This window comes from Actinacidiphila epipremni, from assembly GCF_012034175.1.
GTDB classification, from domain to species: Bacteria; Actinomycetota; Actinomycetes; order Streptomycetales; family Streptomycetaceae; genus Actinacidiphila; species Actinacidiphila epipremni.
This window is the reverse complement of record NZ_JAATEJ010000003.1, coordinates 245726-257644: the sequence shown is the minus strand read 5'-3', so window position 1 is coordinate 257644 and position 11919 is coordinate 245726. Positions and strand designations below refer to the sequence as shown.

Below are 11919 nucleotides of genomic sequence, written 5' to 3'. Positions count from 1 at the left end.
ACCCCGCCCCGCAAAGGCTCAGCGGCTCACCACTGCGGCGGCGGCCCGAAGCCCGAAGGCGGCGGGCCCGGCTGCGTGACGGTGTCCGGCAGGGCCGGCCGGCGGCGGGCCGCGAGCGTCCACACGCCCAGCGCCACCAGCAGCACCACGCCGGCGCCCACCGCCGCGAAGCCCAGGAAGCGCCGCGCCGACGTACTGCCCGAGGCCGACGCCGCGGACTGCGGGCTGCCGTTCGCGGAGGACACGTCATGCGCCCCGACGCCGATGCCGGCCGCCCCCGCGTCCCCCGCATACGCCGGGCCGGCCTTCGCCGCGCCCGAGACCTCGATCCGCAGCGTCACCGGCACCGGGCCGCGTACCGCCTTGGCCACGTCCGGGTGCACGGTGACGGCGAAGTAGTACCAGCCCGCGAAGCGCACCACCGCGACGTCGGTGTCGTCCGCCTCCCGGTTGGCGTACGCCACCGGGGCCAGCTGCTCATGCACCGAGGTCTGCGTGCCGTCGTACGAGTGGTCCTGGTCGTCCACCAGCCCGCGTACGGGGTTGTAGGTGTCCAGCCGTACGCCCGAGGCGACGAACGCGGAGTCGTCGAGGGTCGGGGCGGTGGAGAAGTCGGCGAAGACGGTGGCCTGCTGGCCCCAGTCGACCGGGACCTTGTAGAAGCGGGTCTCGCCCGGCAGCACCCGGTCCTTCCAGATGCCGGTCTTGACCGCCGCGGCGGTGTCGAAGGACGGCCCGCCGGCCGCCTGCCGCGGGGTCCCGCTGATCAGCGGGGTGGGCGAGGCGGTGCCGGTGCCGTCGGGGTCCGCGGGCGGCGGCCCGGCGCTCGCGCCCGCCTTCAGCGGCGGCTCCAGCACGAAGCGCAGCTCCAGCGGCCAGGGCGTGGGGTCGGAGGCGCCGTCGCTCGTGCGATGCACGGACAGCGTGTACTGGTTGGCGTCCTGGCAACTGCCGTCCTTCTCGATGGTCCGGGCGACCGCGGTGCCGACCGGCCGCACCCCGCCGTCGGTCCTGAAGTGCGCGTCGTCGCTGTCGCACGTGTCGCCGTCCGCGCTCTCCAGCTTCAGCTCGATGCCGTCGCCGTACGCCACCCGACCGCCGAGCGGCGGAAGCGCGAAGGCCGAGACGTAGGCGGAGGAGACGGAGTCCAGGGCGACGCCGTAGACCCGGGTCTCGCCGGACTTGACGACGTCCCGGTACGTGACGCCCGGCTTCATCGCGGGCGCGTCCGCGGTGGTGGCGGCGCCGGTGAGCTGCGCGCCCTGCGGCTGCCAGGTCGCGGGCGCCCCCGGTGTCGCCCCGCCCGTCCCGTCGGCGTACGCGGGCCCGGCCAGCACGCCCAGCGCCGCGAGCGCACCCACCGCGGCGAGCACACCCCGCCGCCCGCGCGCCGCCGGACGTATCACCGGACGAGCTGCCCTACGCGCCGCCGGACGTATCCGCGTACGAGCCGTCATGCCGATCACCGGACGAACCGCCGGTCGTATCACCGGACGTACCGCCTTACCTATCGCCTTGCGTATCGCGTGCCCCATCGTGCTCCCCCGTGTCATGCCCCTCATGCCCCACCCCTTGCCGTACGGCTCCGCAGGCGGTGCACCAGCGCCGCCACCCCGATCCCGGCGAGCGCGACCGCGCCGCCCGTACCCGCGGCGACCAGGTCCATGCCGCGCAGCCCGCCACCGGAAGGCCCGGAAGCCCCGGAGGTCCCGGACGCGCCGGCCGACGCGCCGGCCATGGACCCGGCACCGGCCGGCCCCGGCCCCGCGCCCTTCCCGTCGCCCGCGCCCCGCGCCGCATCCCCCTGCGCGGCCAGCGGCGGCGCCTGGTACTGCGGCCCGGACAGCTCCGTACCGGTCACGTTCACCCGCAGGATCACCCCGACGGCGGTGTTGCGGGCCAGTTGCGCGGCGTCCGGCCCGAGGCCGAGCGCGATCCAGTAGTCGCCCGCGCTGTGCACGGCCTCGGCGTCGCCCTCGTCGACCCAGCGGTTCGTCCACGTCACCGGCACCGTCCCGACACCGACCGCCACCGGGCTGCCGGTGTACGAGCGGTCGTCGCTCGCCCCCGAGGCGTCCCGCAGCGGCAGCCGACCCGGTGCGTACGCGCTGGTCCGTACGAAGGTGGACGCCGCCGCGGCCTTGTCGATCACCGGCTCGTTGGCGAACTCGGCCGCGTACGTGAGCTGCTGGCCCCATCCGACGTGCACCTTGTAATACCGGGTCTGCCCCGGCAGCAGCCGGTCCCGCCACACGCCCTTGGTCAGCGTCGTCGCGTCGTTGAAGCCGGTGCCGCCGGCCACGTCCTGCGGTGTGCCGGTCAGCGGCGCGGGCGCGGTGCCGTAGTCGGTGCGCGCGGCGGCCGGGACCGTGCCGGCGGGCAGCGGCGTCTCCTCGTCGAAGCGCAGCTCGACCGGCCAGCGCCCGGGGTCGGAGGTCGCCGCGCTGGTGCGGTGCACGGCCAGCAGGTAGCGGCCGGCCTTGTCGCAGTCGTCGCGGTGGTCATGGCTCGGCACCCGGCTGACCGCGCCGGTCAGCGTCATCGCGCCCTCGTCCTGCCCGAAGTGCGCGGTCCCGGTGTCGCACGTGAAAGCGTACGTACCCGTCCCGGTGAGCTTCAGCTCCAGCCCGTCCCCGTAGCCGACCGGCACACCCGGCTGCGGGGCGGCGGTCGCGGAGAGGTCCGCGGTGCTCGCCGCGTCGAGCGTGACGGCGTACCAGCGGGTCTCGCCGGGGCCGATGGTGTCGGTGTACTGCCCGGGCGCCAGGGCCGGGGCCGCCGCCGGGGTCGCCCCGCCGGTGACCGGCGTGCCCGCCATCCGGTAGGCCTCGGCGCTCAGTTGCGAGGCGCGGACCAGCTGGCGGGCGAGCGCGGCGGCGTCCGGGGCGTCGTAGTAGGCGCCGTGCCCGGCCTTGGCGATGCACTCCAGCTCGTCCTTGGCGGCGCCCCGCACCTGGAAGCCGACGGTGTCGATCCGCAGGTCCAGGCCGTCCCCGGCGAGCTGCGCGGCGACGTCGCAGGGCTCGGGGGCGCCGCAGTCGGACTCGCCGTCCGAGATGAGCAGGATGGTGCGCCGGCCCTTCGCCGGCAGGTCGGCGGCGGCCTTGGTGAGCGCGAGCGCGGTCGGGGTGTCGCCCTTGGGGCTTACGGCGCCCACCGCGGCCTTGACGGCGGCGCGGTCCAGCGCGGTGACGGGCCGGGCCAGCGAGGTGTCGTCGCAGCCGTGCGTCTTGCCGGCGCCGTAGACGCGCAGGCCAGTCGGGTAGCCGTCGGGCAGCGCGTCCGCCACGGAGTCCACGGCGGTGCGGGCCGACTCGATGCGGGTGTGGCCCGAGCCGTCGGGCCCGGCCATCGACCCGGAGGAGTCCAGCACCATCACCAGGCTGCCGTCCTGCGCGGGAGCAGACCTCGGTGCCAGCCCCGGCGCGGAACCAGAAGCCGTCCCAGGAGCAGACCCAGGAACCGTCCCCGGCGGCGCCGCCACCGCGGCCGGCGCGCCCAGCAGGCTCACCGCCGCGCACAGCAGCCCGGCGGCCGGCAGCGCACGCAGCCGACCCGGCGGTGGTCGTCGTCCCATGGCGCCATTCCCCCTCGTATCCGCAGCCACCCGCACGGCGGTTTGCTCAAGCAAAGCTAATAATTTGCTCACGCAAACTCAAGCGGCTACGGTCACGGCCTTGCAACAACGAAGGTCCCGGCCGCAGTCACTGCGGCCGGGACCCAGGGCGGTGCCGGCAACCTCACGGCGCCCACCGCCACGTCACACGTTCGCGCCGGAACCCGCCGGGACCGAGTCAGTGGCTTCCGTCCACAGGTCCTGCTCGGCGCGATCCGCCTGGATCTGTCGGTAGACGAACAACCCGGCGACGGCGGCCAGTGCAACCAGGAGAAACTTCTTCATCGCGCGACCTCCTCCTTCATGCGTGGGGGACACCTTCTGACGCGCCCGACTATACACAGCAGCCGATACCGAACAGTGACCTGCGCCCCGGTTACGGACCCGTAGACCGCAGCCGAGCAATAACGGAGAGGCCCGCGAACGCAGAAGAGCCACCCACTCGACCGAGTAGGTGGCTCATCACGCGGTGGGGCTACCAGGACTTGAACCTGGGGCCTCTTCCTTATCAGGGAAGCGCTCTAACCGTCTGAGCTATAGCCCCGCGCTGCAACGAAAGATTAGCGCACGCCCGGCCGTGTCCCAAAATCGGTATCGCCGGGGCCCGCGGGCCCCGGCGCACCCCACGGCACCCGGTGGCTACTCGTCCTCGGCGAGGGTCAGCTCCACGCCGCCCACGAAGCCCGCCGACAGGTTGTAGATGAACGCGCCCAGCGTCGCCAGCGCGGTGGCCAGGACGACGTCGATGACGGCGATGACCGTCGTGAAGAGCATCACGCGCGACAGCGACAGGAACGACACCAGGTCGAAGCCGCCCTTGCCGCCCTGCTCGGACGTGGTGGCGTCGGAGATGGTGGAGCCGACGGTGCTGAAGACGCCGATCGCGTCCAGCACCATCCACAGCACCGCGACCGCCACGATCGTGCAGACGCCCAGCGCGATGGACAGCAGGAAGCTGACCTTCATCACCGACCACGGGTCGGCCTTCGACACCCGCAGCCGCGCCTTGCGGGTGCGCGGCACCGTGCGCGCCGCGGGGCGCGGGCGGCGCACTCCGGCGGCGGCCGATGAGCCGTGCGCGCCGCCGGACGCGCCGGGGCGGGCCTGCGCGCCGGCCCGGGTGCCGCCGTGGCCGCCCTGCGTGCCGCCCGGGGGCACCGGTGGGGCGCCGGGCGGCGGGGGCGCGTAGGCCTGCGGCGGCTGGTGCGGCTGGGCCGGCTGCTGTCGCGTGCCCGTCACTGCGTATCCCCCCTGGTCGGGTCCGTTGGCCGAGCCACGGGATCCGCCGGCCGTGCCGGACCCGCCCGCGCCGCCCGTGGCTCCGCTCACGGCTTACTCCTCCGGTTCACCGGCCGCGGGCGCTGCGCCCCCGGCCGTAACGTCCTGCCCGGCGTCCTGCCCGCTGCCGGACGTGACCTGTTCGATTCCGTCTGCGGACCCATCCTCGCCCATAACGGCGGGACCGGCCGCCTCCGGATCATCCTCCGCTTCGGCGTTGCGCGCGATACCGACCACGGAGTCGCGCTTGCCGAGGTTGATCAATTGGACGCCCATGGTGTCACGTCCGGTTTCACGCACCCCGTTCACGCGGGTGCGGATCACCCCGCCGCTGAGCGTGATGGCCAGGATCTCGTCGGTGCCCTCGACGACGAGCGCGCCGACCAGGGAGCCGCGATCCTCCACGATCTTGGCCGCCTTGATGCCGAGGCCGCCGCGCCCCTGCACCCGGTACTCGTCGACCGAGGTGCGCTTGGCGTAGCCGCCGTCGGTGGCGGTGAAGACGTACGTGCCGGGCCGCACCACGTTCATGGACAGCAGCTCGTCGCCCTCGCGGAAGCTCATGCCCTTGACCCCGGAGGTCGCCCGGCCCATCGGCCGCAACGCGTCGTCCGAGGCGGTGAACCGGATGCACTGCGCCTTCCGGCTGACCAGCAGCAGGTCGTCCTCGGCCGAGACCAGCTCGGCGCCGATCAGCTCGTCGGGCGTACCGCCCAGGCCGCCCTCGCCCTCGGCCTCGCGCAGGTTGATGGCGATGACGCCGCCGGCCCGCGGGGAGTCGTAGTCCTTGAGCGGGGTCTTCTTCACCAGGCCGGACTTGGTGGCGAGCACCAGGTACGGCGCCGCCTGGTAGTCCTTGATGGCCAGGATCTGGGCGATCCGCTCGTCGGGCTGGAAGGCCAGCAGGTTCGCGACGTGCTGGCCGCGCGCGTCCCGCCCGGCGTCGGGCAGCTCGTAGGCCTTGGCGCGGTAGACCCGGCCCTTGTTGGTGAAGAACAGCAGCCACTGGTGGGTCGTGGTCACGAAGAAGTGGTCGACGATGTCGTCCTGCTTGAGCTTCGTGCCGCGTACGCCCTTGCCGCCGCGCTTCTGCGAGCGGTAGTCCTCGGTCTTGGTCCGCTTGACGTAGCCGCCGCGGGTGATCGTGACGACGATGTCCTCCTCGGCGATCAGGTCCTCCATGGACATGTCGCCGTCGAAGGGCACCAGCTTGGTGCGCCGGTCGTCGCCGAACTTGTCGACGATGGCCTGCAGCTCCTCGCTGATGATCTGCCGCTGCTTGGCGGGCGAGGCGAGGATCGCGTTGTACTCGTTGATCTTCGCCTGCAGCTCGTCGTGCTCGGCGATGATCTTCTGCCGCTCCAGGGCGGCCAGCCGGCGCAGCTGCATCTCCAGGATCGCGTTGGCCTGGATCTCGTCGATGTCCAGCAGGCCCATCAGGCCCTCGCGCGCGACCTCGACGGTGTCGCTGCGCCGGATCAGCGCGATGACCTCGTCGATCGCGTCGAGCGCCTTGAGCAGGCCGCGCAGGATGTGGGCGCGCTCCTCGGCCTTGCGCAGCCGGAAGCGGGTGCGCCGGACGATGACCTCTACCTGGTGGGTGACCCAGTGCCGGATGAAGGCGTCCAGCGACAGGGTGCGCGGCACCCCGTCGACCAGGGCCAGCATGTTGGCGCCGAAGTTGGTCTGCAGGTCGGTGTGCTTGTAGAGGTTGTTCAGCACGACCTTGGCGACCGCGTCCCGCTTGAGGACGATGACCAGCCGCTGGCCGGTGCGCGAGGACGTCTCGTCGCGGACGTCGGCGATGCCGCCGATCCGGCCGTCCTTGACGAGGTCGGCGATCTTCTGCGCCAGGTTGTCCGGGTTGACCTGGTAGGGCAGCTCGGTGACGACCAGGCACTGCCGGTTCTGGATCTCCTCGACCTCGACGACCGCCCGCATGGTGATCGAGCCGCGGCCGGTGCGGTACGCCTCCTCGATGCCCTTGCGGCCGACGACCAGTGCGCCGGTCGGGAAGTCGGGGCCCTTGATGCGCTCCATGAGCGCGTCCAGCAGCTCCTCCGGGCTCGCGTCGGGGTTGGCCAGGCACCACTGGGCGCCGTCGGCGACCTCGCGCAGGTTGTGCGGCGGGATGTTGGTGGCCATGCCGACCGCGATACCGGCCGAGCCGTTGATCAGCAGGTTCGGGAAGCGCGACGGCAGCACCGTCGGCTCCTGGTTGCGGCCGTCGTAGTTGTCCTGGAGGTCGACGGTCTCCTCGTCGATGTCCCGGACCATCTCCATGGACAGCGGCATCATGCGGCACTCGGTGTACCGCATGGCGGCGGCCGGGTCGTTGCCCGGGGAGCCGAAGTTGCCGTTGGAGTCCACGAGCGGCATCCGCATCGACCACGGCTGCGCGAGGCGGACCAGCGCGTCGTAGATCGAGGAGTCGCCGTGCGGGTGGTAGGTGCCCATGACGTCGCCGACGACGCGGGCGCACTTGTAGAAGCCCTTCTCCGGCCGGTAGCCGCCGTCGTACATGGCGTACAGCACCCGGCGGTGCACGGGCTTGAGGCCGTCCCGGACGTCGGGCAGCGCACGCGAGACGATGACGGACATCGCGTAGTCGAGGTAGCTGCGCTGCATCTCGGTCTCGAGCCCGACGGGCTCGACCCGCAGTCCGCCGGCCTCGTTGCGCAGTTCGCGCTCGGATTCGGGGACGTCGGGCACGGGGGGCAGGTTCGGGGGGGTCTCGTCGTCGGCCATCGCTGTCAGATAGTCCTTTCACACGGCCAATGGGGGGGCCGACTCAGATGTCCAGGAACCGGACGTCCTTGGCGTTGCGCTGGATGAAGGAGCGGCGGGCTTCCACGTCCTCGCCCATCAGGACCGAGAACAGGTCGTCGGCCTGCGCCGCGTCGTCCAGCGTGACCTGGCCGAGCACACGGTGGTCGATGTCCATGGTGGTGACGCGCAGCTCTTCGGCGTTCATCTCGCCCAGGCCCTTGAAGCGCTGGATCGAGTCCACGCGGATCCGCTTGCCGCTCTGCTTGCCGAGCTCCACCAGCGCGTCGCGCTCGCGGTCGGAGTAGGCGTACTCGAAGTCGTCCCGGCCCCACTTGATCTTGTACAGCGGCGGGCGGGACAGGTAGACGTGTCCGGCCTCCACCAGCGGGCGCATGAAGCGGAAGAGGAAGGTCAGCAGCAGGGTGTTGATGTGCTGGCCGTCGACGTCGGCGTCCGCCATCAGGATGATCTTGTGATAGCGCAGCTTGGCGATGTCGAAGTCCTCGTGCACGCCGGTGCCGAAGGCGGAGATCAGCGCCTGGATCTCCTGGTTCTGCAGGATCTTGTCGATCCTGGCCTTCTCGACGTTGAGGATCTTGCCGCGGATCGGCAGGATCGCCTGGTACTGCGGGTTGCGGCCGGACTTGGCGGAGCCGCCGGCCGAGTCGCCCTCGACGATGAAGATCTCGCACTTGGACGGGTCGTTGGACTGGCAGTCGGCGAGCTTGCCCGGCAGCGACGCCGACTCCAGCAGGCCCTTGCGGCGGGTCAGGTCGCGCGCCTTGCGGGCCGCGACCCGGGCGGTGGCCGCCTGGATCGACTTGCGGACGATGTCCGCGGCCTCGACGGGGTTGCGGTCCAGCCAGTCGCTCAAGTGCTCGTGGACGACCTTCTGGACGAAGGTCTTCGCCTCGGTGTTGCCGAGCTTGGTCTTGGTCTGGCCCTCGAACTGCGGCTCGCCGAGCTTGACCGAGATGATCGCGGTCAGGCCTTCGCGGATGTCCTCGCCGTTGAGGTTGTCGTCCTTCTCCCGCAGCAGCTTCTTCTCGCGCGCGTACTTGTTGACCAGGCTGGTCAGCGCGGCGCGGAAGCCCTCCTCGTGGGTGCCGCCCTCATGGGTGTGGATGGTGTTGGCGAAGCTGTAGACGCCCTCGCTGTACTGGCTGTTCCACTGCATCGCGACCTCGACCGACAGCAGCCGTTCCTTGTCCTCGGCCTCGATGTCGATCACGGTGGGGTGGATCAGCTCGCCCTTGCGCGAGTTGAGATACGTCACATAGTCGACCAGGCCGCCCTCGTAGAGGTACGTGACGGACAGGGGCTTGCCCTCCTCGTCGACGTGGTCGGGGCGCTCGTCGGTGAGCGAGATGCGCAGGCCCTTGTTGAGGAAGGCCATCTCCTGGAAGCGGCGGGAGAGCGTCTCGAACGAGTAGTCCGTCGTCTCGAAGATGTCGCCGTCGGCCCAGAAGGTCACCGACGTGCCCGTCTCCTCGACCGGCTCGTTGCGGGCCAGCGGCGCCGTCGGCACTCCGAGCTTGTAGTCCTGCGTCCAGCGGTAGCCGTCGGTGCGCACCTCGACCGCGACCCGGGTGGACAGGGCGTTGACGACCGAGACGCCGACGCCGTGCAGGCCGCCGGAGACGGCGTAGCCGCCGCCGCCGAACTTGCCGCCGGCGTGCAGCACGGTCAGCACGACCTCGACGGCCGGCTTGCCCTCCGAGGCGACCATGCCGACCGGGATACCGCGCCCGTTGTCCACCACGCGCACGCCGCCGTCGGGCAGGATCGTGACGTCGATGGTGTCGGCGTGGCCGGCCATCGCCTCGTCGACCGAGTTGTCCACGACCTCCTGCACGAGGTGGTGCAGACCGCGCTCACCGGTCGAGCCGATGTACATGCCCGGGCGCTTGCGTACCGCGTCGAGGCCCTCGAGCACGGTGATCGCGCTGGCGTCGTAGGACTTGCTGGAGTTCTCGTTGGGGTTGCCGGAATCGGCCACGAAGCGCCCTTTCTGGCACAGCACATGCCGGGTCCCGCAGGGCGGGATCGGCTGCGTCTTCGACATGTTCCGCTGGGGTACCCCTGCCGCGTCGCCAGGGGAGGGCGGTTGTTGGGACCAGTCTACCGGTAGCGCCGACCCGAATGGGGCTTTGCCGGTACCTCCCTTCCCATGTGCCGCCCAAAACCGCGGTCGTGAGACTCCCTCCACGCGGCCCCGGCCTCAAAACCGCTCACACGGGCGTCCAGGGCTTCCGGCTGTCAAGGCCCGGCTACGCTCAGCAGGGACCCCGCCGACCGCTCCCCCGAACCTGCTCCCAGGCTCGCACACAGGTCCGACACAGCGCTGTGACCTGGGGTTTCATCAGGGCGTACGGGACCGGTCCGCGGTACGGCGCCGCGTTCGTACGCGCGTACGAGCGGTGGGCCGCGCGGGTTACGCGGATCACGGGGGCTACGGGGCCGGGCGGGCCGGGGCGGGGTGCCGGGCCGGCTCAGCCGTAGGTGTCGCCGGGGCCGCGGCTGCCGGGAGCGCGCAGCCGGCCGCCGTAACCGCGCGGGGGGCCGGCCGGGCCCAGCACCTTCAGCAGCTTGACGGTGCCGTGGCCGAGGTCGGAGTTGAGCCGGGCCACCAGGGTGGGGGCCAGCAGCCGCAGCTGGGTCGCCCACGCCGTGGAGTCGCAGCTCACGGTGAGGACCCGCTCCTCCTCGTCGTAGCGCTCGGGCGCGCAGTGCTGGGCGACCTCCGGGCCGACCAGCTGCGGCCAGCGGCCCATCACCCCGCCGACCGCGGCCGGCGCCTCCCAGCCGCGCTCGGTGATGAGCCGGTTGATGGCCGCGCCCAGCGGCAGCGGGTCCCGCCCGTCGGCGTGCGCGCCGCTGCGCAGGCCGCCGCGCCTGGCCTGCTTCTTCTGCACCGCCGCCGCGCCCCGGGCGCGGGCCTGCTCCTTCGCCGCGCGCAGCGCGACCCGCGCCAGGTCCACCCCGGAGGGCTCGGCGGGGCGGGGCGCGGGTGGGGTCGAGTCGCTCACTGCCGTACCACCGTTCCGTTCTCCACCGCGAAGCGCGCCCCGCGCAGCGCCCCCGGCACGTCGTCGTCCACCGCGGCCGTGACCAGCACCTGCTCGCCCGGCGCGACCAGCTCCGCGAGCCGCTCCCGGCGCCGGACGTCCAGCTCCGCGAAGACGTCGTCCAGCACCAGCACCGGCTCGTCGCCGTCCGCGCACAGCAGCTCGTACGAGGCCAGCCGCAGCGCGAGCGCGTACGACCACGACTCGCCGTGGCTCGCATACCCCTTCGCGGGCATCGGGCCCAGCTTCAGCAGCAGATCGTCGCGGTGCGGGCCGACCAGCGTCACCCCGCGCTCGATCTCCTGCCGGCGGGCCCGCGTCAGCGCCTCCAGCAGCAGCTGGAAGAGCTCGGCGCGACCGCTCGCCCCCGCCAGGGCCTCGTCGCCGGGCGCACCGGCCGTGCCGTCCGTGCCGTCCGCACCTGCCGCCGCGGCGCTGGAGCGGTACTCCAGGCCCACCGGGCCGCCGCCGGGCGCCAGTTGCTCGTACGCCTTGTCCACCCGCGGTTGCAGCGCCGCCACCAGGTCCAGGCGCTGGGCCAGCAACTCGGCGCCGGCCGTGGCCAGGTGCTGGTCCCACACGTCGAGCGTGGACAAGTCCGCGCCCTTGCCGCCGTGCCGGCGGGCCAGCGCCGCGGTCTTCAGCAGGGTGTTGCGCTGCTTGAGCACCCGCTCGTAGTCCGCGCGCACTCCGGCCAGCCGCGGCGCGCGGGCGGTGATCAGCTCGTCGAGGAAGCGCCGGCGCTCCCCGGGGTCGCCCTTGACCAGCGCCAGGTCCTCGGGCGCGAACAGCACGCTGCGGACGATGCCGAGCAGGTCGCGCGGCCGGACCTGCGTGGAGCGGTTGATCCGGGCCCGGTTGGCGCGGCCGGGGTTGATCTCCAGCTCCAGCAGCCGGCGGCGCTCACCGTCGGCGGGGGCGTCGCCGTGCGGCCCGCCGCCGCCCTGCACGACCTGGGCCCGTACCACCGCGCGCTCGGCGCCGATCCGCACCAGCGGGGCGTCGGAGGCCACCCGGTGGCTGCCCAGCGTCGCCAGGTAGCCGACCGCCTCGACCAGGTTGGTCTTGCCCTGCCCGTTGGGGCCCACGAAAGCCGTGACGCCCGGGTCGAGAGGGACCTCGGCCCGGGCGTAGGAGCGGAAGTCGGCGAGCGACAGGTGCGCTACGTGCATCGTCTTGCGTGGCGCG

8 protein-coding genes and 1 tRNA gene are annotated in these 11919 nt (G+C 72.5%); all 9 read right to left on the bottom strand.

Annotation, left to right across the window (positions count from 1 at the left end):
- Nucleotides 1-26: 26 nt before the first annotated feature.
- Entirely contained in the window at nt 27-1361 is a 1335-nt protein-coding gene (locus HCN08_RS06285; protein WP_167981864.1) for a hypothetical protein, read from the bottom strand.
- Between the two features lie 197 nt (nt 1362-1558).
- A complete protein-coding gene (locus HCN08_RS06280; protein WP_167981863.1) occupies nt 1559-3577 on the bottom strand; it encodes a VWA domain-containing protein in 2019 nt (672 codons plus the stop codon).
- Between the two features lie 183 nt (nt 3578-3760).
- A complete protein-coding gene (locus HCN08_RS35075; RefSeq protein ID WP_199923322.1) occupies nt 3761-3901 on the bottom strand; it encodes a DLW-39 family protein in 141 nt (46 codons plus the stop codon).
- Nucleotides 3902-4086: 185 nt separating this feature from the next.
- Nucleotides 4087-4160: transfer RNA gene (locus HCN08_RS06270), tRNA-Ile, on the bottom strand.
- 95 nt (nt 4161-4255) lie between these two features.
- Entirely contained in the window at nt 4256-4945 is a 690-nt protein-coding gene (locus HCN08_RS36425) for a DUF3566 domain-containing protein (RefSeq protein WP_167981862.1), read from the bottom strand.
- Between the two features lie 3 nt (nt 4946-4948).
- Nucleotides 4949-7642 carry a DNA gyrase subunit A gene (gyrA, locus tag HCN08_RS06260; protein ID WP_167981861.1) on the bottom strand — a complete coding sequence of 898 codons (2694 nt, stop codon included), beginning with the start codon at nt 7640-7642 and terminating at the stop codon, nt 4949-4951.
- Between the two features lie 43 nt (nt 7643-7685).
- Nucleotides 7686-9686 (bottom strand): DNA topoisomerase (ATP-hydrolyzing) subunit B, encoded by a 2001-nt coding sequence (gyrB, locus tag HCN08_RS06255; RefSeq protein ID WP_167982057.1) that lies wholly within the window; start codon nt 9684-9686, stop codon nt 7686-7688.
- A gap of 469 nt (nt 9687-10155) precedes the next feature.
- Nucleotides 10156-10692, bottom strand: coding sequence for a DUF721 domain-containing protein (locus HCN08_RS06250; protein WP_167981860.1), 537 nt, complete (start codon nt 10690-10692; stop codon nt 10156-10158).
- The gene (recF, locus tag HCN08_RS06245; RefSeq protein ID WP_167981859.1) at nt 10689-11903 is read right to left on the bottom strand and encodes a DNA replication/repair protein RecF; all 1215 of its coding nucleotides are present in this window, start codon (nt 11901-11903) and stop codon (nt 10689-10691) included. Before recF ends, HCN08_RS06250 begins: the two co-directional genes overlap by 4 nt.
- Nucleotides 11904-11919 lie beyond the last annotated feature (16 nt).